Origin of the sequence: Bradyrhizobium sp. UNPF46 (assembly GCF_006658625.1) — a bacterium.
GTDB classification, from domain to species: domain Bacteria; phylum Pseudomonadota; class Alphaproteobacteria; order Rhizobiales; family Xanthobacteraceae; genus Bradyrhizobium; species Bradyrhizobium nitroreducens.
The window spans coordinates 138,575-161,957 of record NZ_LFJB01000026.1 but is presented as its reverse complement, the minus strand read 5'-3'; the positions used below and the strand labels follow the sequence as shown (position 1 = coordinate 161,957).

The 23,383-nt window shown below is 61.1% G+C and carries 21 protein-coding genes and 2 tRNA genes; 11 read left to right on the top strand and 12 right to left on the bottom strand.

The window, feature by feature from the left end:
• Window positions 1-129 precede the first annotated feature (129 nt).
• From mbfA to UNPF46_RS12040, 7 genes are all read right to left on the bottom strand, one after another.
• Window positions 130-1,101, bottom strand: a complete 972-nt coding sequence (mbfA, locus tag UNPF46_RS12070; protein ID WP_142250156.1) for an iron exporter MbfA — start codon at window positions 1,099-1,101, stop codon at window positions 130-132.
• A 65-nt stretch (window positions 1,102-1,166) separates the two neighbouring features.
• Window positions 1,167-2,315 (bottom strand): alpha/beta hydrolase, encoded by a 1,149-nt coding sequence (locus tag UNPF46_RS12065; RefSeq protein WP_181769902.1) that lies wholly within the window; start codon window positions 2,313-2,315, stop codon window positions 1,167-1,169.
• A gap of 211 nt (window positions 2,316-2,526) precedes the next feature.
• Window positions 2,527-3,396: an MBL fold metallo-hydrolase gene (locus UNPF46_RS12060; protein ID WP_142250154.1), complete on the bottom strand. Its 870-nt coding sequence runs from the start codon at window positions 3,394-3,396 to the stop codon at window positions 2,527-2,529.
• Window positions 3,397-3,413: 17 nt separating this feature from the next.
• On the bottom strand, window positions 3,414-4,724 hold the full coding sequence (locus UNPF46_RS12055) for a serine hydrolase domain-containing protein (RefSeq protein WP_246668638.1): 1,311 nt from the start codon (window positions 4,722-4,724) through the stop codon (window positions 3,414-3,416).
• Entirely contained in the window at window positions 4,628-5,239 is a 612-nt protein-coding gene (locus UNPF46_RS12050; RefSeq protein WP_100175150.1) for a glutathione S-transferase family protein, read from the bottom strand. Before UNPF46_RS12050 ends, UNPF46_RS12055 begins: the two co-directional genes overlap by 97 nt.
• A 188-nt stretch (window positions 5,240-5,427) precedes the next feature.
• Complete coding sequence (locus UNPF46_RS12045) at window positions 5,428-6,270, bottom strand: fumarylacetoacetate hydrolase family protein (protein ID WP_100175151.1); 843 nt, start codon at window positions 6,268-6,270, stop codon at window positions 5,428-5,430.
• Window positions 6,271-6,514: 244 nt separating this feature from the next.
• Complete coding sequence (locus tag UNPF46_RS12040) at window positions 6,515-7,363, bottom strand: MBL fold metallo-hydrolase (RefSeq protein WP_181769901.1); 849 nt, start codon at window positions 7,361-7,363, stop codon at window positions 6,515-6,517.
• 113 nt (window positions 7,364-7,476) lie between these two features.
• On the opposite strand from UNPF46_RS12040, the gene UNPF46_RS12035 reads away from it, so the two are divergent.
• Window positions 7,477-7,953 (top strand): DUF3775 domain-containing protein, encoded by a 477-nt coding sequence (locus UNPF46_RS12035; RefSeq protein ID WP_100175152.1) that lies wholly within the window; start codon window positions 7,477-7,479, stop codon window positions 7,951-7,953.
• 49 nt (window positions 7,954-8,002) lie between these two features.
• On the opposite strand, the gene UNPF46_RS12030 is transcribed toward UNPF46_RS12035, so the two are convergent.
• Window positions 8,003-8,785, bottom strand: coding sequence for an SDR family oxidoreductase (locus UNPF46_RS12030; protein WP_100175153.1), 783 nt, complete (start codon window positions 8,783-8,785; stop codon window positions 8,003-8,005).
• 200 nt (window positions 8,786-8,985) lie between these two features.
• Window positions 8,986-9,498: a CvpA family protein gene (locus tag UNPF46_RS12025; protein ID WP_142250153.1), complete on the bottom strand. Its 513-nt coding sequence runs from the start codon at window positions 9,496-9,498 to the stop codon at window positions 8,986-8,988.
• A 109-nt stretch (window positions 9,499-9,607) separates the two neighbouring features.
• On the opposite strand from UNPF46_RS12025, the gene UNPF46_RS12020 reads away from it, so the two are divergent.
• Window positions 9,608-10,369 carry an SDR family NAD(P)-dependent oxidoreductase gene (locus UNPF46_RS12020; RefSeq protein WP_142250152.1) on the top strand — a complete coding sequence of 254 codons (762 nt, stop codon included), beginning with the start codon at window positions 9,608-9,610 and terminating at the stop codon, window positions 10,367-10,369.
• A gap of 133 nt (window positions 10,370-10,502) precedes the next feature.
• Here the strand turns inward: UNPF46_RS12020 and UNPF46_RS12015 are convergent, their stop codons facing one another.
• Together UNPF46_RS12015 and UNPF46_RS12010 are read right to left on the bottom strand one after the other, a co-directional pair.
• Window positions 10,503-12,101, bottom strand: coding sequence for a GMC family oxidoreductase (locus tag UNPF46_RS12015; protein WP_142250151.1), 1,599 nt, complete (start codon window positions 12,099-12,101; stop codon window positions 10,503-10,505).
• Window positions 12,102-12,260: 159 nt separating this feature from the next.
• Entirely contained in the window at window positions 12,261-13,730 is a 1,470-nt protein-coding gene (locus tag UNPF46_RS12010) for a coniferyl aldehyde dehydrogenase (protein WP_142250150.1), read from the bottom strand.
• A gap of 273 nt (window positions 13,731-14,003) precedes the next feature.
• Here UNPF46_RS12010 and UNPF46_RS12005 point away from each other — a divergent pair.
• The 8 genes from UNPF46_RS12005 to UNPF46_RS37435 all read left to right on the top strand — a co-directional run bounded on the left by UNPF46_RS12005 (window position 14,004) and on the right by UNPF46_RS37435 (window position 20,724).
• Window positions 14,004-14,080 (top strand) — tRNA-Met (locus UNPF46_RS12005).
• A 132-nt stretch (window positions 14,081-14,212) separates the two neighbouring features.
• A complete protein-coding gene (locus tag UNPF46_RS12000; protein WP_181769900.1) occupies window positions 14,213-15,484 on the top strand; it encodes a tyrosine-type recombinase/integrase in 1,272 nt (423 codons plus the stop codon).
• 50 nt (window positions 15,485-15,534) lie between these two features.
• Window positions 15,535-15,611, top strand: a tRNA-Met gene (locus UNPF46_RS11995).
• Between the two features lie 326 nt (window positions 15,612-15,937).
• Window positions 15,938-17,857, top strand: coding sequence for an ATP-dependent nuclease (locus UNPF46_RS11990; protein ID WP_142250149.1), 1,920 nt, complete (start codon window positions 15,938-15,940; stop codon window positions 17,855-17,857).
• A gap of 68 nt (window positions 17,858-17,925) precedes the next feature.
• Window positions 17,926-18,297 (top strand): type II toxin-antitoxin system RelE/ParE family toxin, encoded by a 372-nt coding sequence (locus tag UNPF46_RS11985; RefSeq protein WP_142250148.1) that lies wholly within the window; start codon window positions 17,926-17,928, stop codon window positions 18,295-18,297.
• Window positions 18,294-18,638 (top strand): helix-turn-helix domain-containing protein, encoded by a 345-nt coding sequence (locus UNPF46_RS11980; RefSeq protein WP_018273779.1) that lies wholly within the window; start codon window positions 18,294-18,296, stop codon window positions 18,636-18,638. The genes UNPF46_RS11985 and UNPF46_RS11980 overlap by 4 nt, the downstream gene beginning before the upstream one ends.
• Before the next feature lie 20 nt (window positions 18,639-18,658).
• Complete coding sequence (locus tag UNPF46_RS11975; protein ID WP_142250147.1) at window positions 18,659-19,972, top strand: DUF2130 domain-containing protein; 1,314 nt, start codon at window positions 18,659-18,661, stop codon at window positions 19,970-19,972.
• Between the two features lie 590 nt (window positions 19,973-20,562).
• The gene (locus UNPF46_RS37435) at window positions 20,563-20,724 is read left to right on the top strand and encodes a hypothetical protein (RefSeq protein ID WP_181769899.1); all 162 of its coding nucleotides are present in this window, start codon (window positions 20,563-20,565) and stop codon (window positions 20,722-20,724) included.
• Between the two features lie 25 nt (window positions 20,725-20,749).
• On the opposite strand, the gene UNPF46_RS11965 is transcribed toward UNPF46_RS37435, so the two are convergent.
• Window positions 20,750-21,610, bottom strand: a complete 861-nt coding sequence (locus tag UNPF46_RS11965; RefSeq protein WP_142250146.1) for a TIR domain-containing protein — start codon at window positions 21,608-21,610, stop codon at window positions 20,750-20,752.
• A gap of 898 nt (window positions 21,611-22,508) precedes the next feature.
• On the opposite strand from UNPF46_RS11965, the gene UNPF46_RS11960 reads away from it, so the two are divergent.
• On the top strand, window positions 22,509-23,075 hold the full coding sequence (locus UNPF46_RS11960; RefSeq protein WP_142250145.1) for a hypothetical protein: 567 nt from the start codon (window positions 22,509-22,511) through the stop codon (window positions 23,073-23,075).
• The last annotated feature ends 308 nt before the right edge of the window (window positions 23,076-23,383 follow it).

Below are 23,383 nucleotides of genomic sequence, written 5' to 3'. Positions count from 1 at the left end.
GCAGTCTGGCCGAAGGCCGCAACGGTTGTTTGATCGCGATTGATGTGTGGGCAGGTCCGAAGCGGACGGAGTAAAGAACTCGCTGTCATCACCCGGTCAAGCCGGGGCATGAAAGTGGGTGTGTGATTCCTACGCCGCCCCGATCAATATCCCCACCGCGAGCACGATCGCGCCGCCGAGCACGATCTGGAACACCGCCTGGAGGAACGGCGTGTCCATGTAGCGCGAGCGGATGAAGGCGATCGCCCACAATTCGAAGAACACGACCACGCAGGCGATGGCCGTTGCGATCCAGAACGCATTGGCCCAGCTGTCCGGCACGAGATAAGGCGCGGTGTGGCCGAGCCCGCCGAGCGTCGTCATCGCGCCGCAGGTGACGCCGCGCAGCCAGGGCGAGCCGCGCCCCGTCAGCGAGCCGTCGTCCGACAGCGCCTCCGCAAAGCCCATGCTGATGCCGGCGCCGATCGAGGCGGCAAGACCAACCAGGAACGTCTGCCAATTCTGGTGGGTGGCGAAAGCGGCCGCGAACAGCGGCGCCAGCGTCGAGACCGAGCCGTCCATGAGGCCGGCAAGACCGGGCTGCACATATTGCAGCACGAACATGCGGCGGTTGGTGCGATCCTCCTCGGCGCGGACGTCGGAACTCAGGATCTCGCCCGTCAGCTTTGCGGCTGTCTCCTCGTGACCTTTCTCGGCTTCGGCGAGATCGCCGAGCAGGCGGCGCACGCCGACGTCCTGGGCCTGTTCGGCAGCCTTCACGTAGAAGCGCTCCGCCTGCATCTCCATGGTCTCCACTTCGCGGCGGATGGCATCGAGCGACAGGTTCTTGGTGAGCCAGACCGGACGGCGGCGCAGGAATCCCTTGACGTCCTCGCGCCGGATCGGCGGCAGATGCGGGCCGAAGCGCTGCTCGTATAATTCCAGCAACATGTGCCGGTGGCCGCGTTCCTCCTCGGCCATCTGCTCGAACAGCTTGGCCGAGTCCGGATAGCGCTCCTTCAAGTCCTCGGCGAAGGTCATGTAGATGCGGCTGTCTTCCTCCTCCGAGGAAATCGCGACTGCAAGCACCTCGCGCTCGGTTAGATCGGCAAAATTCTTCACGACGGCCCTGAACTCAGTTTAGAACTATTCTAATTTATATAGGGTGTCGCGGTTCCCGGGTCAAATCAGGCCGCGCGGGCCGCGGCCAAGAAGTCCAACACCAATCGGCTGACCTCGGCCGGCTGCTCCTGTTGCACCCAATGGCCGGCGCCGTCGACCAGATGGCAGCCGAGCATCTTCGTGCAGCCGCGCCCCTGCATCGCCTCGAACACGCCGGGTCGCTGATGGGTGCCCCAATCCTGCTGGCCTGAGATGAAGCAAGAGGGCACGTCAATGCTGCGGCCGGAGAACAGCTGCATCTCGCTGTTGAGCGAGCCCGACGTGCCGTAGCGGTACCATTGCAAGCCGCCCTGAAATCCGGTGCGGCCATATTCGGCGGCGTAATAGGCAAGCTCACCGTCGGGCAGCCATTGATTGGCGGCAATCGCGGCGGGCGAAGGCATCTCCTTGGCGACGGTCTCCGCCATGGTCTCGCCGGCGTCCATCACGTAGTAGGTCGGCAGCTTTGCGAGCTCGCCTGCGGACCACGACTTGAGCGGATACGGCTTGTTGCCGGCCCAGTCCGCACTCTTGTGATGGTAATAGGCGCGCAGGAAATCGTGCACGCCCTGCGGCGCGTGCTGCATGTCGGCGTTGGCCTGACGTGTCGAATAGTACCATTGATAGTGCTTGCGCGGACGCGGCAGCGCGGCGAGCTCGCGATGAACGGGGTCTTCGACCGGAGGCTTTGCGGGAGTATCAACCGTGTTGAATGGCAGCGGCGGCGCTCCGCCGAACGGCGCGCTCATCATCGTCACCGAGCGAAACACGTCGGGCCTGATCAGCGCACACCAGGCCGCGACCGGGCTGCCGAAATCATGCCCGACGACATCGACCTGCCTGTAGCCGAACGCCGACACCAAAGCGAGCGCGTCGCGCACCAGGTTGAGGAGCGAGAACGGGGCCAGGTCGCCGTCATAGTCCGCGCTCCATCCGGTGGTGCGGCCATAGCCGCGCTGGTCCGGTGCAATCACGTGGTAGCCGGCCGCAGCGAGCGCGGGCATCACCTTGCGCCAGGAGAAGGCGAGCTCGGGAAAGCCGTGCAGCAAGAGGATGCAGGGGCGGCCCTTGGTCTCGAACCCGGCTTCCAGCACATGCATGCGCAAGCCGTTGATGCCGTCGACGTCACGCGAGCGGATGCCGGCGGGGACAGGGATGTCGGGGAGTGCGGTCATCGTTTCCTCCACTTGAGCCTCTCTTACCCTCCCCTGGAGGGGGAGGGGCGATCGCGCGAAGCGCGAGCGGGGTGGGGTGATCTCTCAACGCGCGCAGTTTACGAAGCGGAGAGACCGTCACCCCACCTCGGTTCGCATTGTGCTTCGCTGCATGCGAACCGATCCTCCCCCTCCAGGGGAGGATGGGAGTTCGCGGCGCGAGCCACGCCAATCACAACGCCTCACATACGAACGCGTCGCCCTTGCGCCGGATCTTGCCGACCGAGGGAGAGGGGAAGTGCGCCGTGCAGCACAGCGTCTCGGTGTCGCAATAGCGTTCCAGGAAGCTGCGCCGCGTCGTCGCCGCCTTGGCCGGGTCGACGTCGAACTTGATCGACAGCTCCGGATAGAGCGTCTGCAGCGGTGAATGCATGAGATCGCCGGAGAACACGGCGTCGTCCTTGCCGCGGCCCATCGTGATGGCGATATGGCCCGGCGTGTGACCGGGCGTCGGCAGGATGCGGACATGGTCGCCGATCACATGATCATTGGCGACCAGCTCGTGGCGCCCCGCCTCGACCACCGGCAGCACGCTGTCGGCGAAAGGCGGGACTTCCGCCTTCGCGTTCTGCGCGGACCAATGGTCGAATTCCTGCCTGGCGAAGACGTAACGCGCATTCGGGAAGGTCGGCACCCAGCGGCCGTTCTCCAGCCGCGTGTTCCAGCCGACGTGGTCGACATGCAGATGCGTGCACATCACGAAGTCGATGTCGCCAGGCGAGAAGCCGGCAGCACCCAGCGCGCGCAAATAGGTGTCGTCGGTCTTCATGTTCCATTTCGGCCGATTGGGGCGCGGCTTGTCGTTGCCGATGCAGCTGTCGACCAGAATGGTGTGGTGCGGCGTCTTCACCACGTAGGACTGGAAGCACAGCAGCAGCACGTCCTGCTCGTCCAGCGCCTTCGCCTCGCGCATCCACGCCCGGTTCTCGGCCAGCACTTCAGGCGTCAGTCCCGGCAGCATCTCCAGCGCCGGGACGAACGAGGTTTCCTGCTCGATGATGCGATGGATGGTGAGATCGCCGACCGAGAACTTCAGACTCATGCTTGCTTCCCTCGTGATCAGTGCGCGTCGCGCACGGATGGAATGACGATATTGGTGAGGATGTCGACCGCGGCCAGGCCCTCCTTCGGCTGGCCGTATTGCGAGGCGGTCGTCATCATGACGAAGTCAAGCTCAGGCACGATGAAAATGCGCTGTCCGCCCCAGCCGAACGCGGCAACCCAGTTGATCTCCCTGCCGCCGGCGAGCGAACGACCCATCCACCATTGATAGCCGTAGAAGAGCGTGCCACCGAAATAACCTACGGCTTGGAAACGTGGCGTGATCGATTGTGCGATCCAGTCGGCCGAGACGATTTGCTGGCCGTTCCACTGGCCGCGATTGAGTACGAGCTGGCCGATCTTGGCCGCATCGCGCGGCCGCAAGCGCAGCCCCGCGGCCGCCGCGAGCTTGCCGTTCTTGTAGTTCTTCCATTCGACATCGGTAATACCGAGCGGTTGGAACAGCACCTCGCGCGCGAACGCCTCCAGCGACGTCTTCGATGCGCGCTCGACGATGTTTCCGAGCAGTTCTGTGCTGCCGCCACTATAGGCCCATAACGTATCGGGCGGAGCTGCGATTGGTCGCGACAACACGTAGCCAAGCGGATCCGGCTCGGTGAGGAGATGCGGCTCGTCGTTTTTCGGATCGGTCCAGTCCCGCGCCTCGTCCCATTTGAAGCCGGAGGACATCGTCAGCAAATGTCGCAGTGTGATGGCGTCCCATCCCGGCTGCTTCACTGCCGCGTAGTCGGGGAAGAATTTCAGGACGGGCTCATCGACACCCGCGATCAGCTTGCGGTCGATCGCGATTCCAACCAGCAGCGACGTCACGCTCTTGGATGCCGAACGCATGTCGTGCTTCGTCGTTGCGTTAAATGCGTACTGGCCGTCGGGCTGTCCCCAGGGTTGGTCGTAGCCGGGAAAATATTGCTCGAAGACGAGCTTGCCATGCCTGACGACGACGATCGAGTGGACCGCGGTTGACCTCTGCGTGAGCCGCGCCGCGATGGTGCAAAGCTGTGCGCCGTCCATGCCGACATTGTCGGGCGAGGCGATCTCCCAACCATCGTCGATCGATGACGGCGATCCGCAGGCCTGGCCTTGTTGTCCAGGCGGCGTGCTCGCGGCCCGTAGATGGGTTGCTGAGATGGACAGCGCGAGCACAAGGCCCGCGCCGAGAATTGTGAACCGGGAGAATTGATCGTGCACCGTCATTCTCCTGGCCCATCCCGCTACGCCGCCGGCGGCACCGAGATCTTCACGGAGGGGCGCTCCAGCATCTTCTGGTGGAAGGCGTCGAGCTTCGGATAGGCCTTGCGCCAGCCGCAATCGGCGAAGCGGAAGTCGGCATAGCCGAGCACGCAGACGAGGCCGATCTGCGAGATGTCGAACGGGCCGTTCAGCACCTCGGGCATGTTCTCGAAGCGAGCCATGCCGGTCCAGGCCCGGTTCCAGTGGTCGTCCGACCATGCCTGCCATTGCAGGCCTTGCGGCCGCACCATCTTCTCGTAGCGGCACAGCAGCATGGAATCGAGCATGCCGTTGATCAGGGAGTGATTGGTTTTGGCCTTCCAGCGCCGCGGGCCGTAGTCCGGGATCAGGCTGCCGCCGGCCATCTCGTTGAGATATTCGACGATCACGTAGGAATCCAGAATGACGTCGCCATCATTGGTGATCAGCACCGGCAGCTTCTTCAGCGGCGTAATCTTCGAATAGTCCTCGTTGACTGTGCCCGGTGCGACGGTCGCCGGCGTGAATTCGATCTTGTCGATCAGCCCGAGCTCGATCGCGGCGATGCGCACCTTGCGGGCGAAGGGCGAGGCGGGGGAGAAGGAGAGTTTCATCGGGATGACCTCTGTCCAAACATACAGACCTCATCCTGAGGAGCGCGCCCTTGGCGCGCGTCTCGAAGGATGGGCAACGGGCGGGGCTCTCTCGTCACCCGGCGCGAACGCCGGGCGACCGTGCTTGTGGCGCATCCTTCGAGACGCGCGCGTTGCGCGCTCCTCAGGATGAGGGCGGAGGTCGCAGCTTACGCCGCCACGATCTCCTGCCTCTGCTCGCCGAGGCCCTCGATGCCGAGCGTGACGACGTCGCCGACATTGAGGAAGGTCGGCGGCTTCATGCCGAGGCCGACGCCGGGCGGGGTGCCCGTCGTGATGACATCGCCGGGCAGCAGCGTCATGAACTGCGAGACATAGGAGATGCACTTGGCCATGGAGAAGATCATGGTCTTGGTCGAGCCGGTCTGGCGGCGCTGGCCGTTGACGTCGAGCCACATCGACAGGTTCTGCACGTCCTTGATCTCGTCCTTGGTTGCGAGCCACGGTCCGAGCGGGCCGAACGTGTCGTGCGACTTGCCCTTGGTCCACTGTCCCAGGCGCTCGATCTGGAAGGCGCGCTCGGAGACGTCGTTGCAGACGCAATAGCCGGCGACGTGGTTCAGCGCGTCGGCTTCCGAGACGTACTTGGCGCGGGTGCCAATGATGGCGGCGATCTCGACTTCCCAGTCGAGCTTGGTCGAGCCGCGCGGCTTCTCGACGGCGTCGTTCGGGCCGGACAGCGAGGTGTTGGCCTTCATGAAGATGATCGGCTCGCTCGGGATGTCGGCGCCGGTCTCCTTGGCGTGGTCGGAATAGTTGAGGCCGATCGCGACGAATTTCGAGATGCCGGTGACGGGAGCGCCGAACCGCGGCTTGCCCGAGACGGCGGGCAGCGAGGCGGGATCGAGCCCCGCCAGCTTCTTCAGGCTCTCAGGCGAATAGGCCTCGCCCGTGAGGTCCTTCACATGGGCCGACAGGTCGCGCAACTGGCCGGATTTGTCGATCAGGCCGGGCTTTTCCGCACCCTTCTCGCCATAGCGAACAAGCTTCATTCTCGTTTCTCCCTAGGAATGGACCGATCGGTTAACAGCTTCATGGAACAGGGCGGCGGGAAATTCAACCGCCGAAAAGGGATGCATTGCAGCTCTCGAAATTCGGCAGGCGGGGCCAGTCCCGTGCCCCGGACGCAGCGCAGCGCGAAGCGGTGCGCCGCAGGGCCGGGGCCCATGCAGCGGCATTCTGGGTCCCGGCTCTGCGGAGCAGCGTTGCACGCTGCACCGCGTCCGGGACACCGGATCATCCCAGCGCCACGAACCTGAACGCGTCCCCGTCCCGCTGGATATGGCCGGCCGAGAAGTGCCCGCCGATCACCAATGTCGGTGTGCCGGCAAAGCGGCCGAACAATTCGCGCCGTGTTTCGGCCGATCGCGCCTGATCGGAATCGGCGGTCGAGGACCAGTCGAGATGCGCCATCTGGCAGGGGTGATGGGCAACGTCGCCGGTGAGCAGGCCCTGCTCGCCATCCGACTGGATCAGGATGCTCATATGGCCGGGGCTGTGGCCCGGCGTCGGGATCATGCTGATTTCGTCCGACAGCCGATGGTCGCTCGCGATCAGGTCGGCCTTGCCGGCCTCGACGATCGGCTGCACGGAATCATTGAACACCGCCGCCTTGTCCGGCTCTTTCGAATGGTCGCGCCAATGCTCGTATTCGATCCTGCCGAACACGTAGCGCGCGTTCGCAAAGGTCGGCACCCATCGGCCATCGACCAGTTTCGTATTCCAGCCGACATGATCGACGTGAAGATGCGTGCACAGCACCGTGTCGATGCTGTCAGGAGCAAATCCGGCCGCAGCCATGGTCTCCAGAAATGGCGTGGTGCGGTTGTTCCAGGTCGGCACGTTGCGGCCCTGCTTGTCGTTGCCGAGCCCGGTGTCGACCACGATGCGGCGCGTCGGCGTCTCCACCACCAGCGAATGGATCGACATCTTCAGCCGTCCCTCCTCTGTGGCGAAATGCGGCATCAGCCAGGGCAGTTTCTGGATCTCTGCGTGGCCCGCGAGCGGCAGGATGAAGCGGGTCGAGCCGACCGTCTCCAATTCCACCACTTTCGTGATTTTGACCCTGCCCACCTTCCACTGCATCCGACGTCTTCCCATGTTCTTGCTTTGGTGCGGAAACATGCGGTTTTCCGCCATCGAGTGCAACGGATCATCTGACGCGATACGGCGTTATCGCGGGAACCGGAGGAGGAGCCATGCCAGAGCTTGCAATATCCGCTGAAAAGGTCGCCTTCATCATCGAGAAGGCGCGCGAATTCGACGTCAAGGAGGGAGATTCCGATCCGGATTCCGGCTCGAACCCGAGCGATGACGATGCGCTCGACGTGCTCGAGGATGACGGCTCCGATCCAGTCGTCCAGGAGCTCGGCGGCTTCATGATCGCGTTGAACGAGGACGAGCAGCTCGATCTCGTCGCGCTGACCTGGCTCGGTCGCGGCGACGGCACGATCGACGATTGGGACGATCTGCGCGCCCGCGCGGCGGAGGCGCGTGCCGAATATCGCAGCCCGCGCCGCGAAACCGTGCACTATCTGCTCGGTGAACCCATGCTGGGCGACCTGCTCGCGGATGGGCTCGATGAATTCGGCATCGACTGGACCGGCGAGCGCACGACGGCCGATTCCTCCGCTCCGAGTCAGCAGGACGAAGACGAGCCGACCAAGCAGCGGTGATCCTGCAAGGTGCTCTCTCCCCGCAGGACGGGGAGAGAGCGATGGGACGTCAGAGCGTCCCCGGGAATGCGCCGCCATCCAGCAGAATGTTCTGGCCCGTGATGAAGCCGGCCTTGGCGCCGCACAGGAAGGCGCAGGCATAGCCGAACTCGTCGGGCTGGCCGAAACGGCCGGCGGGGTTGAGCTTGGCGCGCTCGGCCAGGACCTGTTGCGGCGTGATGCCACGCTTGTCGGCTTCGCCCTTCGCGGTGCTGGTCAGACGATCGGTCTCGAACGGGCCCGGCAACAGGCCGTTGATGGTGACGTTGTTGATCACCGTCTTGCGCGACAGGCCGGCGATGAAGCCGGTGAGGCCGGCGCGGGCGCCGTTGGAGAGGCCGAGGATGTCGATCGGCGCCTTCACCGCGGCCGAGGTGATGTTGACGATGCGGCCGAACTTGCGCGCCATCATACCGTCCACCGTCGCCTTGATCAGCTCGATCGGGGTCAGCATGTTGGCGTCGATCGCCTTGATCCAGTCGTCGCGGGTCCAGTTGCGGAAATCGCCGGGCGGCGGGCCGCCGGCATTGTTGATCAGGATGTCGGGCTCGGGGCAGGCCTTCAGCACGGCCTCGCGGCCCGCCGGCGTCGTGATGTCGCCGACGATCTCGGTGACCTTCACATCAGGATGGGCTTTTCGGATCTCGTCCGCCGTCTTCTTCAAAGCCTCAGTGCCGCGCGCGGTCAGCGTGACGTCAACGCCGGCCTCCGCCAGCGAGATGGCGCAGGCACGGCCGAGGCCCTTGCTGGATGCGCAGACGATGGCGCGGCGACCTTTGATCCCAAGATCCACAGTTTCACTCCCGAAAATAGCAGGCAGGTTTGGATGGCGGCACTCTAGCCAAATGTGGCGCGGCTGGTAAGGGATGGGCCCGCATCAAAATGCATGCGACCGTGCGCCAGCGATGCAAATGCGCGGGCATGTTTCGGAAAAGTGTTGGCGGTTTTCGGGAAAGATCATGCCCAAAGAACAAAGCGCGATCCTATCGCGCGTCAGATGCGCTGCTCCTGCTTGAGGCGGTCGATCGCGGAGGCCGCCTCCGGCGGCAGCGACTTGAAGCCCATCTGTCCGACCGTGGAGAACAACGGCCGCAGATGCGAACCGGCGAGGAACGGCGGCTGGCGGTTGGCCGGCACGATCTGGTCGAACACCAGCACCAGCGTGGTGGCGACGAGGCCGACCCTGATGGCGCCGAGCGCGGCGCCGCCGAGCCGGTCGCCGATGCCGGCCTCGCCGATGGTGTCGTTCAGCGCGATGCGGCCGATATGCCCGAACAGCATGCCGACCACCACGAAGATGCCGAACAGCCAGATCCAGTTCTGCAGCAGCGGTGAATTCGGGTTGCCTGCAATCTGCGGCGCGATCAGCGGCATCAGCGCAACTGCGATCGGTGCGGCGAGAAGATAGGCGAGGATGGTCATGGCGCTGCGCAGCAGGCCGGTCCTGAAGCCGAAGCCGACCGCGACGGCGAGCGCGGCATAGACGGCGAGATCGAAACTGTTCATGAGCAAAGCCCTGCCTCGGTGGAACGAATGAACGCCGAACCGATCATTCCGGTTTCAGATCGATAAAATCGTCTGTATTGATGCCTCCAAAAGTCCAGGGGTTGTGCCAATGTCAGACCTATTCGACGTCAGTAAAGAAACCATCCTCGTCACCGGCGCGAGCCAGGGGCTGGGGCGGCAATTTGCCCGGGTGCTGGCGGCCCATGGCGCGGCCGTGGCGCTCGCCGCGCGGCAGACCGACAAGCTGAGGAGCCTGGAGGAGGAGATCCGCGGCAAGGGCGGCCGCGCCGCCGCCATCGCGCTCGACGTCACCGACATCGCCTCGATCGCCGCGGCCGTGGATGCGGCAGAAGCGGCGCTAGGCCCCGTCACGGTGCTGATCAACAATGCCGGCATCGCCATCGAGAAGCTCGCGACCGAGCAGACCGAGGCCGATTGGGACGCAGTGATCGGTGCCAATCTGAAGGGCGCCTATTTCCTGGCGACCGAGATCGCGCGGCGCATGATCGCGCGCAAGCAGTCGGGCAACATCGTCAACATCGCTTCCGTGCTCGGCACCGGCGTCTTGAAGGCGGTGTCGCCCTACGCGATCTCCAAGGCCGGCATCATTCAGGCGACGAAAGCGATGGCGCTGGAGCTCGCCGGACAGAACATCCGCATCAACGCGCTCGCACCCGGCTATATCGACACCGAGATGAACCACGCCTTCTGGTCGACGCCCGCAGGCGAGCGTCTCGCCAAACGTATCCCGCAGCGCCGCGTCGGCGCCGAGTCCGATCTCGACGGCGCGATCCTGCTGCTGGCCTCGCAGGCGTCGCGGTACATGACGGGGAGTGTGGTGACGGTGGATGGGGGCTTCCTGCTGAATTGACTGCCGTCGTATTACTCGGCAAGCGAGTTTCACTCCGCTGTCGTCCCGGACGGTCCCCGCCTTCGCGGGGACGACAGCGGAGGATGACGCGGCAGTTTCGCGCCTCACTGAAACGACAAAGCGGAAACAGCGACTAACCCGCCCGCATCTCCCCCCGTATCATATCCGCCGCCTTCTCCCCGATCATGATGGTCGGCGCATTGGTGTTGCCGCCGATCAGCGTCGGCATGATCGAGGCATCGACGACGCGCAATCCCTCGACGCCGTGCACCTTCAAGGCCGGATCGACCACGGCCATCGCATCCGTCCCCATCTTGCAGGTGCCGACGGGGTGATAGACGGTGTCGACGCGCTCGCGCAGGATGTTGCGGATGTCGTCGTCGGTTCGCACGTCGGCCGTGAACATGTCCTTCTTCTGCAGCGCGCGCAGCGCCGGCGTCTCCATCAGGCGGCGCGTCGTCTTGAAGCCTGCGACCATCCTCTCGACATCCTCTTCCTCGCCGAGGAAATTCGGATCGATCATGGGAGCTGCGAGCGGGTCGGCGCTTTTCAGCCAGACGCTGCCGCGACTCTTCGGCCGCAACAGGCAGACGTGACACGAGAAGCCCGCCTCCTTGTGCTTCTTGCGGCCGTGGTCGTCGAGCATCGCGATGACGAAGTGAAGCTGGATGTCGGGCACGTCGAGATCGGGCCGGGTCTTCAGGAAGCCACCGCATTCGGCGAAATTGGTGGTCATCAGGCCGCGCCGTTCGCGGCGATATTGCTGGATGGCGCGGAGCAGGGATGGCAGCCGGCCGAGCGAGGCGTGAACGAAGTGCGGATAGTCGGAGGCGTAGACGAACACGAAATCCGGGTGGTCCTGCAGATTGCGCCCGACGCCCGGCAGATGATGGACGACGCCAATGCCGTGCTTGCCGAGTGCCTCGCCATCGCCGATGCCCGACAGCATCAGCAATTGCGGTGACTGAAAGGCGCCGCCGGCGAGGATCACCTCGCGGCGCGCGCGCAGCTGCTTCGTCTGTTTGCCCTGCAAATATTCGATGCCGACCGCGCGCCCTCCCTCGAACAGGATCTTCGTGGCGTGCGCGCCCGTCTCGACGCGCAGATTGGCGCGCTTATCCATGTGGGGCTGCACGTAAGCGCGCGCCGCGCTCCAGCGCTCGCCATTGTGCTGGGTCGCCTGGTAGCTGCCGAGCCCTTCGTGGTCGTCTTCGTTGAAGTCCTCGCGGATGCGGAACTGCGCCTCGCGTGCGGCCTGACGGAAGATATCGTGGATCGGATTGTCCGAGCGCAGCCGGTTGACATGCAGCGGGCCGCCCTTTCCGTGATACTCGCCGTCGAAATCGGAATTGTTCTCGGAAGCCTTGAAATAGGGCAGCACGTCCGCAAACGACCAGCCGGCGTTGCCGAGCGAAGCCCAGTGGTCGTAGTCCGATTTGTGGCCGCGGATGTAGACCATGGCGTTGATCGCCGAGGAGCCGCCAAGACCCTTGCCGCGCGGCTGATAGCCGATGCGGCCGTTCAACCCTTTTTGAGGCACGGTATCGAACGCCCAATTGGCCGCCTGGTAGGGCAGGGCGAGCCCGAATGGCGTCGTGATCCGCCAACTGTCGTTTCGCCCGCCTGCATCGAGCAGCGCGACGGATGTCCCCGCATCCTCCGACAGCCGCCCCGCCACCGTGCAGCCGCCTGAGCCCGCGCCCACGACGACGAAATCGAATGTGTCAGTCAATGTTTGTTTCCCCCTGCATTTTCTTTCTCGTCATTCCGGGGCGCGCGTAGCGCGAACTATGGTGCGCAATTGCGCACCTGAGAATCCATCTCACCACCATTGATGCGGATGAATGGATTCCGGGTTCGATGCTGCGCATCGCCCCAGAATGACTGTTAGCTACGACATGAACCGCATCAATTTCTCCAGCCGCGCGATCTTGCCGCCATAGGGCGGATAGAGGTCGGCGAGGCGGTTGAACTTGGAGCGGTAGAACACCGGCTTCAGCTTGCTGAACGTGCGGAAGCCCCATTCGCCGTGATAGGCGCCGGTGCCGGATGCGCCGACGCCGCCCATCGGCTGGTTGATTTGCGTGAAGTGAAACAGGCAGTCGTTGATGGTGACGCCGCCGGAGACGGTGCGCGCCAGCACCTCGTCGCGCGCGGCGCCGTCCTTGCCGAACCAATAGAGGGCAAGCGGCCGGTCGCGATGGTTGATGAAGGCGATGGCCTCGGTGAGATCGCGATACCCGAGCACGGGAAGCACCGGGCCGAAGATCTCCTCTTGCATCGCCGCCATCGCGTCGGTCGCGCCGACGATCAGCGTCGGCGGGAATTTGCGGTGCGCCTTCCAGTTCGGGTCGTCTGCCTTCGCCGGCTGCAGGATTTTTGCGCCGCGCTGCGCCGCGTCCGCGACGAGGCCCTCGAGCCGGGCATAGTGCCGGTCCGAGATGATCGAGGTGTAGTCCTTGTTCGAAGGATCGGTGCCGAACATCCGCCGCATCTGGGCGCGCACCTTCTCGGCGAAGGCCTGCAATGCAGGTTCGGGCACCAGCACATAATCCGGCGCGATGCAGGTCTGCCCGGCATTGAGCAGCTTGCCGTAGGCGATGCGCTCGGCGGCCTCCTCGAGATCGGCCGAGGCGTCGATGATCGCAGGCGACTTGCCGCCGAGCTCGAGCGTGACCGGCGTCAGGTTGCGCCCCGCGGCCTCCGCGACCAGCCGCCCGACCCGGGTCGAGCCGGTGAACACGAGATGATCGAGCGGCAGGCGCGCAAAGTCTTGCGCGATCTCGCTCTCGATGCCGGTGACGAGCAGCTCCGTCGCATCGAACCTCGCGGCGATCGTCTCTCTCAGCAGACCTGCGAAATGCGGCGTGAGCTCGCTCGGCTTGATCAGGACGCGGTTGCCGGCGGCGAGCGCGCCGATGGCGGGCGCCAGCGTCAGCTGCAGCGGATAGTTCCACGGCGCGATGATGCCGACGACGCCGAGCGGCTGCGGCATCAGCCGGTTGCGCGCAGGGAGGAATTGCAGCGCGGTCGCTACCCGCTGCGGCGCCATCCAGGCCTTCAGGTGCTTTGTGGCGTGCCGGATCTCCGAATACAGCAGCATGGTCTCGGCAATGGTGGTCTCGACCGCCGAGCGGTGGCCGAAATCGGCCGAGATCGCCTGCCGGAAACGCTCTTCGTTGTCGGCAACGACGCTGCGCAGCCGCGCCAGCCGGTCGAGCCGCTCGGCAAGGCCGGGCGCCGGCTCGTCCCGCGACCGCGCGACCATGGCGTGGAAGGCCTCCTCCAGCGCTCGGACCGGGGCGCTCGTTGCGGATTTGTCCACGGCGTATCTCCCTCGAGGGCGCGTTTCGGCCCTCATCTTGTTGCCGCAAGCTGGCCCTTTGTGGAACTTCTGGCAAGAGCGCAGGGACCGCAGCGGAAATCGGTCGATTCCCCTGTCATAAAGTCGAAAAAAACGTTCCCGCAGCCCTTTCCAAAGGCAGCTTGGGTTGGTACATACGCCCCGCACCCGAGGGCTTGCCCGGGGTTGCCTTCCAAGGAAGCCTTTGGGACGGACGAGAAAAGCCACGCGAACAGCGCAGGCCTCAACCGATCGTCCCCGGGACTAAACTGAAGGCGCGCAGGTGTTTAACGCGGGGTGGAGCAGCCCGGTAGCTCGTCAGGCTCATAACCTGAAGGTCATAGGTTCAAATCCTATCCCCGCAACCAAATTTCTAAATGAAATAAAAGGGTTGGTCGAAAGGCCAACCCTTTCGCTTTTGGAAAAGTGCCTAGCACAACGCTAGCACAAAGTTCGACTGGTTCCCTTTTTCGCGCTATCCTGAGTTGAGGAGGTGCGAAATGTCCCGCCACGAACTGCTCGGAGGAATGGTTCAGGTCTACAGGCGCAGTGGCCGTACTTGGCACTGCTCCGCGTCCATCGACGGCCGCCAATATCGCGCTACCACGGGCGAGGACGACCTCGTTCTCGCCAAGCAAGCTGCTGAAGACTGGTTCCTGGCGCTACGCGGCAAGTCCAAGGCGGGCATTTTGAAGAACGAGAAAACCTTCAAGCAGGCGGCCGACCAGTTCTTGAAGGAGTATGAGATCATTACTGAAGGGCAGCGAAGCCCCAAGTGGATCTCAGGCTATCGTGATCGCCTCCGACTTCACCTGTTGCCGTTTTTCGGCAACATGGCCCTTTCCGAGATTACGCCGGGCAGAGCGCAGGAATACCGCGTGCATCGGATCGAAACCTCGCGGACGGGCAAGGCGCCTGCACGCAGCACAATCCATGATGAGATTGTCACGCTGCGTCAGGTTCTGAAAACCGCCATCCGGCATGAGTGGCTGGCTCACCTTCCTGACTTCTCGCCACCCTATAAGTCGCAGGGCAAGGTCGTTCACCGGCCGTGGTTCAGCCCGGAGGAATACCGGCGGCTTTTCGAAACGACGCGCCTCCACGCCAAAGAGGCGCAGCCTCAGCACAAATGGGATGCCGAGCAGCTACACGACTACGTACTCTTCCTCGGCAACACAGGGCTACGCCCCGACGAGGCCAAGAACCTGCAACATCGCGACGTGACGATCGTGGAGGAGGGGCGGGCTGGAGAGCGGATCCTTGAAATCGAGGTGCGCGGCAAGCGCGGTGTCGGTTATTGCAAGAGCACGCCGATGGCCGTCGTTCCTTATGAACGGCTGCTTGGTCGCGCCAAATTCGTTCCTCTGGGCAAAACTCGAGAGCGGACACGCAAGCGAAATCCTCGTCAGGTGCCGCCGCCGGAGTTTCCTAAGCCCACTGACCGCGTGTTTCCAGGCAACCACATCGGACAATTCAATCGCCTATTGGAGAAGAGCGAGTTGAAACTCGACCGCGACGGCAAGCCACGCACAGCTTATAGCCTCCGCCACACCTACATTTGCATGCGGTTGATGGAAGGTGCCGACGTTTACCAGATCGCAAAGAACTGCCGGACCAGCGTGGAGATGATCGAGAAGTTTTATGCAGCGCACATCAAGAACATGCTGGATGCGGTGGCAATCAATGTCATGCGGCCCAAAGTCAAGAAGCGGGCGTCGCCAAAGGACCTTTACGATGCTCCCGTTGATCCGGATGTCTTGAATCAACTATAGATAGAAAATTCTTGACGAAAATCCTCATTGCACCAATTGTCCATCCGAGTCGCGGGGTGGAGCAGCCTGGTAGCTCGCAAGGCTCATAACCTTGAGGTCAGGGGTTCGAATCCCTTCCCCGCAACCAGATTTCATCTGCACTTGGCGGGACGGAATAGCGGAGATCGCTGATCGGAGCCGTCCCGCTCTTACGGGCCGAAGGGGCCGCTCTTACGAGCCGGTAGCGGCTCGCTCTTTGCGCGAAGGCGCACTTCTCTCCTGTAGCCAACCGTCTTGATGGGTCACGAAGGCTGGGAGCTGAGGGCTATTATCCGGCTGTCCAAAGTGAAATTGCGTGAGGAATAGTGTAGAGGCTAGACCTTATCACCCAGGGTAGCGATACTGAAGTGGGGATTCTTCCAATTGAGCTCCGATACTGATCCATATTGAATTGCTGAAGAAAGATTGCAGCACATGAAAATCAAGTCGATTGCTATCAAAAACTTTCGGGCATTCAAAGACACATCCGTTGATCTCGATGATTACACAGCCTTTGTCGGTCCCAACGGCGCTGGAAAATCAACTGTGCTGTGCGCCCTAAATATCTTCTTTCGCCAAACGGAAGAGTCACCAACTGACGTGACCGACCTGGACAGGGAAGACTTCCACAATGGAAATACTGACGACCCCGTCGAGATTACGGTCACATTTGTTGATTTAGAGCAAGAAGCGCAAGCGGACTTTGCCGAGTATTACCGGTCGGGATTGCTCGTTGTATCGGCTCGCGCGACGTTTGATAGCTCCACTGGAAAGGCCGCGGTTCGGCAGTTTGCAAAGCGTAAAGCCATGAGCGAGTTCAGCAGCTTTTTTCGTCGCTTGAACGACGGTGCCTCCGCTGCCGAGCTCGGAGGCATTTATGAGGAGATCAAGAGCAAGTTCCCCGACCTACCAAAGAAGGGGTCGAAGGATGCGAATCGGGAGGCGCTTCGCAACTATGAAGAAGGACATCCCGAAGAGTGCGTGTTGATTGACAGCGAAGATCAGTTCTACGGATTCAGCAAGGGTGGTGATCGCCTCGCCAAGTATGTGCAATGGGTTTACATCCCGGCTGTAAAGGATGCGACCAAAGAGAACGTTGAGACAAAAGGAGGAGCTCTCGGAAAGTTGCTGGCACGTACCGTGCGCTCGAAAGTAAAGTTCGACGAGGAGATACGTGCTTTACGTGAAGCTACTCTCAGCTCCTATCGCGCATTGATCCAAAAGCAGCAGACCGCCCTTGATGAGTTGTCTTCAACGCTCACGAAGAGACTAGGTGAGTGGGCTCACCCTGACGCGGCAGCGCGCTTGAGCTGGATGGAGGATCCCATCAGGTCGGTGCAGATTGCAGATCCGACTGCGCGTCTGTTCGCCAGCGAAGGCTCATTTTCGGGTGATCTTTCGAGGTTTGGACACGGGCTGCAAAGATCTTACATCCTTGCTTTGCTGCAAGAACTTGCCAATCTAGACGAAAAGGAACAGCCGCAGCTCATTCTGGGCTGTGAGGAGCCAGAGCTGTATCAGCATCCTCCGCAGGCCCGCCATCTTGCGTCTGTCTTCAAAGAACTGAGCGAGAAGAACTCTCAGATACTCGTATCGACGCACAGTCCTTTCTTCGTCTCAGGCCGTCACTTTGAAAATGTCAGACTGGTCCGATGGGATGATGCCCAGAAAGAGTCCCATATCAAATGGACAACTTGTCAGGAGGTGGCGAAGACCCTTTCTGACGTAACCGGAGAAGAGGTGTTGCCAGTTGAGGCCGAAAAGGCTCATCTCCATCAAGCCCTTCAGCCTCATATCAATGAGATGTTTTTCTCACGCAAACTGCTTCTCGTCGAAGGTCTAGAGGATATCGCATATATCACCACGTGGTTGAATCTTACGGGGCGATGGGAGAGCTATCGCAAGAGCGGCTGCAATATTGTTGCGGTAAACGGGAAGAGCGCGCTCTTAGAACCATTGGTGATCGCAAAGAAGCTGGCGATACCACACTATGTCGTCTTTGATGCCGATGGAAATGTTGAGAACGCCGGTCGACGAAACCTTCATAGGCTCGACAACACGAAAGTCATTAAGCTTTTGGATGGCGACGCGAGCGAGCCATTTCCTACCGCAACCGTCTGGGCCGACCGTTTTGTTCTTTGGCCTGTCAACTTGACAACCACGCTTAAGGCGGAGGTGGGCGCCTCGGTGTGGGAAACTTCCTATTCTGCCGCGACGAAGGGATTGGGGAATCCCGAAGGAAGTTTTCTCAAGAACACCGTTCATATTGGTGAGCATCTCGCGATCCTGCAGAATAAGGGCAGTAAGTTGCCAACACTGGACCGACTCTGTGAAATGATACTCACGTTGGTCTAACGCATGGCGATCAGAGGTCCCTGTCAGGACCGTTGACAGGAGGCCTATAGGTATATTACTATAAGCCCGTGAATGATCTACTGCGCGCGATCAGGCCCGCCGTTTTTGTGGGCCCAAGCCAAAAGGACCTGCGGGCCTTCCCCGCGGCCGTTCGAAGCGAGATCGGCCAGTCCCTTTTCGAAGCGCAGCTTGGCGAGCACCCGCGCAACGCAAAGCCTCTCAAGGGCTTTGGTGGGGTGCTGGAGATTCGCGACAACTTTGACGGCGACACCTACCGGGCTGTCTACACCACGCGGTTTGAGGGCGTCCTATACGTCCTGCACGCGTTTCAAAAGAAATCAACGAGCGGGATAGCTACCCCGCAGAGACATGTGGACCTGATACGGCAGCGCCTGCGCGATGCCGAGGCCATCCACAAAGCAACAAAGGGAGACCGATGATGAGCACCAAGAAGAAGCTGCCCGCCCATACCAAGGGATCGGGCAATATTTTCGCTGATCTCGGCTTGCCAAATGCTGAGGAACACCAACTCAAAGCTGCACTGGTGGTGCAGTTAAAGCGGTTGATCACAGAGAGGGAACTGTCCCAGGTCGTTGCCGCCAAGATTGTAGAAATGAAGCAGCCTGACCTATCCAAGCTCCTTCGGGGCCAATTGAAGCTGGTTTCGGTGGAAAAGCTGCTGCGGATGCTCACGGCGTTCGACCAGGATGTGGAAATCACGGTAAAGCCGCATCGTAAGCGCGGCGAGGCTGGCCGGATTACCTTCATTCCGGCAACATAGCGACAAAGTAAGGGGGGCTCATGAACTTGAAAGCAACTGCGGCCGGTGCTGCGCATGAGCCCACCCTCAACTGCCCCAACTGCAACCATGAGATCAAACTGACGGAATCGCTGGCCGCGCCTCTGATCGAGGAAACGCGCCGTCGCTTTCAAGAGCAGCTTGCCAGCAAGGACGCTGAGGTCGCGCGCAAGACGGAAGCTCTCCGGCAGGAGCGCGAGCAGGTCGAGCAAGCGCGGGAGCAGGTCGAGGACCAAGTGAAGCAGCGGCTCGCCGCCGAGCGCAGCCAGATTGTTGCCGCCGAAGCTGAGAAGGCGCGGCAGGTCGTCGCCGCTGAGTTTCAGTTGAAGAGCGCTGAGCTCGATGAAATGCGCAAGACCCTGGAGGCCAACAACACCAAGCTGGCGGAGGCGCAGCAGGCCCAAGCCGAGCTGATGCGCAAGGAACGCGCGCTCGACGAAGCGAAGCGTGAGCTGGACCTGACAGTTGAAAAGCGGGTTCAGGCTTCGGTGGACGACATCCGCTCGAAAGCCAAGCAGGAAGCGGACGAGGCAGCTAGGCTCCGCGTCTCCGAGAAGGATCAGACCATCGAGTCCATGGCCCGGACCATCGAGGAGTTGAAGCGCAAGGCGGAACAAGGATCACAGCAGTCACAGGGTGAAGTTCTCGAGCTTGAGCTCGAAGAGCTTTTGCGTGGGCGTTTCCCGACCGATCTCATCGAGCCGGTCGGCAAGGGTGAGCTGGGCGCGGATGTTGTCCAGCAGGTCAACGGTTCGGTGGGGCAGCCGGCCGGCATCATCCTTTGGGAATCCAAGCGTACCAAGGCCTGGAGCGACGGATGGCTTGCCAAGCTTCGCGACGACCAACGACGCTGCGGCGCCGACGTGGCACTCATTATCTCTCAGGCTCTTCCAAAGCACATTGAGCAGTTTGACCTGCTCGACGGCGTTTGGGTTGCCCATCCGCGGTGTGCCCTGCCCGTTGCCGTTGCGCTCCGGCAGACGCTGATTGAGGTGAACAGCTCCCGGATGGTTCAACAAGGCCAGCAGACCAAGATGGAGCAGGTCTATCACTACCTGACCGGCAACAAGTTCCGGCAGCGGGTTGAAGCTGTGGTCGAGAAGTTCAATGACATGCGTGAGGATCTGGACAAGGAGCGCAAGTTCATGGCGCGCCAGTGGTCGAAACGAGACACGCAAATCGTTTCCGTGATTGAATCGACGGTTGGTATGGTGGGTGACTTGCAGGCCATTGCCGGGAAGGCGATGCCGGAAATCCCAAGTCTCGATCAACCACTCCTTGAGATCGGCGAAAAGATCGAGCGCAACGCGTCCTAGGTAGCTTTCACCTGCCTCGGCCCGGGATCGGGTCTTCAATTGGCAGGTTGTGAGCTACCGCAATGCCGCGGCGCAACAAGCAGATGGTTCGACTTTAAGTGGTGATATGCTATCTTCTCCTACTATTGAGGAGAAAATGAATATGCTTTCCAATGTTGCTTGTGAGGCCCTTAGAACGGGCGTGTGTCTGGAGTTGAACTACAATGGATTCAGCCGAGTGGTTGAGGTCCACTGCGTAGGCATAACGACCAAAGGCAACCCCGGAATGCGGGTTTGGCAGGTGAGGGGTGGAAGCGAAAGCAACGAGCCCGTCGGTTGGAAGATGCTTCTGCTCGACGAAGCCCTCGGGGCGAAGTTGACAACGGAACAATCGCAGGCGCCGCGGCAGGGGTACAAACGCGGCGACAAGGGAATGCAAAGCATAACCTGCGAAATCTAGACGCCGCTTCTACCATTCCAACGATGTAAACCTGCGGGCCGCAAGATCTTTTGGTGGCGCGAGTATGGTGACGCGCACCAATCGCGAATGGAGATCAGCACCCCAGTCCAACGTTCAACTGCCAGCTTCTTCCACGGAAGGAGACTTTCCGATGGCTGACGAGTTTGAACGCCTTCATGCGGGTAAACACAGCATCGTGCAGGAGCTGTTCATCAAGACAGCCGATGAGAACGACGTAACTGCACGCTTTTGCTTCGCGAACGAGCTTAACGTCGACTTCTTCTGGAATGCCTTGCATGCTCTGGAGAAGTAGCTCTGTACAACCCTACGTTCGTTGATCATGTCATTGCTTTTTTCCAGTCCACCGAGAAGCCAGCAGCATCTAACTCCTTTGCGAGTTCTCTCTTCCAAGCGCCGGCGGAATCGTAAGCGGTCCAAACCACCCCAGCGAAGTCGCTTGGTATCTCGACCTCGCCACGCCGTAATGCGCAAACGTTGCTACGTCCTAACTTCGCCATGAAATATCCCAGCTCCAGCAGAACGTTTTGACGCGCCCGTGGCTGTAGGGCTTCCCCCTTCTTTGCACCCTCGTCATCTGGCGTAAGAAGTACAACGGCAAAGTGCACGTCATTGTTAGCTTCTATTTTCTCAATCACGGTGCGATTTCGGCTTGCCTGTTCATTGAGGATTATGGGATCGCAGCCTGCGGCCGACAAAAATCGAGCAACGGATTCTCGCACGGCATCATCATGACCGTGCACAATGAAGACCTTTCTGTTATCAGCATTTGAGGACGGTTGCGAAGTCATTTGAGGCTCAAGCTCCTCCAATTCTTCCGTCAGCGTTTGAACTGCTTGGCGCAGCATCACAAAGACTTCTTGTTTCCCTTTGATCACGTCTTGTCGGTATTGCTCTAGTGTGGTCTCACCGCCAAATGATGGAATGTCTTCAGCCCAATTCACAGTCTTGCGGTATCGGTTGTACTCGACAGTGCCATGGCCAAACGCCCGAGAAAGAGTCTCATCAATCGATGCTTGAAGAGCACTCACAATGGGCGACCAGATTTCGAGATCGTGCGGTTCTAGCTCTTCGACTTCCGAGATGCGTCTTTGAATTCGCTCTATTGCCAAATTTAGACCTTTACGGTCTAGCACGGGACGCTGTGGAACGATTGTTCCAGTTGTTCCGCGACGCGCCATTCTCTCGTCCTCCCTAAGCAATTCGCTAACACGACCTACGCCGCCCCCAACGGTGGATTCGCGTTGCCAGCCGTGGATGAAGCGCCCTCAACACGTTATGATTGCACAGGATTTATAGGCAATAGGCTTGTCGTGTGAGGGGCCAAGTTAGAGTAGATCACAATAGCAGTCGGACATTCTGCGAAACCGGAGATGTGCGACCTCCCTCCCCATCTGTAACAGCACAAAATCTCCGAAAACTTTTCCAGAATCTAGGATCGCCGCTGACATCGGCTTCCGGTAATATATCTCACCCTAAGAGCCTGACCGAAAAAGTGGGCGGCTCTAACGGGCCTACGCTTCCTTCGGACCTTGCGGCCCTTCTCGACAGTTTCGGTTTCAATTAGGATTGAGCCCTTGGGAGAGAGTCGTGAGCGCAGCGTTGTGAGTAAGCGGCGAAACAAATCTTTGGTGAACGCGAATCCAAGCAGCAATTCCTCCGAACCTGTGGCGCTTCGTTTGACCCGGATCTCAATTTCCGGCATCTCCTCCAATTCGCCGCGCACCTGATCGTATCGCACACTCGACGTGCCAATCACCGCATCTCGGTCATTTGTTACTCTCGATTTGACCTTCGAGGATTGCACAGATCTCGCTTGTCCGCGACCCCGCCTGGAGCATTTCGGACGAGGTCCTCGCAAGCTCCTGCGCCGCCGTCCGGGCAATTCCGTCCCGCACCACCAAGCGCTTCTCGATCTAACGCGCCCAAAAAGGGCGACCAAAAGAGCCTTTTCCACGCCCCCGTCCGTAGGACATCATCACACAAACTGTGTCCCGCCCGTGCCATCAGTGTCGCTACAGTCGGGCGGAAGGGTTGCGGGTTTGCCCGTCTCAACGGCCTGACATTGCGTTCATCGCGGTGGTGCATGCGTTCGCGGCTTCGACCTTCTACGTAGGCAGCCGGATATCTTGCCTCGACATCAGCGCACGCACTGTCTATCTCTCCGGTTACGCGGCAGGCATGGATGAAAGCCCGCAGGCGCGCGCGTGCAGCGACCGACAGGCTGAGTTGGCCAAAGCGTTGCCCGCCGATGTCCAAGACCTGTGGGAGGCGTTGCTAGGGTTCACGCAGGAGCAGTTGATGCGTCTCTTGGCGCATTGTGCGGCCATTACGGTCGATGCGGTCGTTCGTCCGGGTTCGACTTCACCCCAGCCTCTAAAACACGCCGAGACGTTGGCTCAGGCGGTCTCGCTGGACATGGCGACGCACTGGCAGCCTACCGCCGCCAACTATCTTGGTCAGGTCACTAAGGCGGTCATCCTCGAGGTGGTGCGTGAAGGAGTGTCGGGGGAAGCGGCTGTGCAACTGGCAGACTTGAAGAAGCCCGCGATGGCTGAGGCCGCCGAGCGGTTGCTGGCTGATAAGGGCTGGTTGCCGCAGACACTGCGGTTATCGCTGCGTCCCCCGGAAACTGCACTCATGTAACTCTGCGCCCGAGCAAATATGCTGGGCGCAGAGTGCGACAGCATGTTTGCTCGCGGTAAGCCTACTCCGCGCGCTCGATATTCAGTTGGGAAAACCGGAGTTCGACGGGTGCAGCGTCAGTTCCTACCGCTCGCTGCGAGGTAAGCTTACATGCGAGGCGCCGTTCGTCAGGCGCGCAGCTTGAGTTCTCGTGCGCTGATGTGCTCGTGTCGCCACACTTCTCGAAAAAATGATCTCTGCGCTGGCAGTCACAGGGGCTGAGCGCCAGCGCTCACCCGCCATATGTTGTGAACGGCAGTGACGGTGGC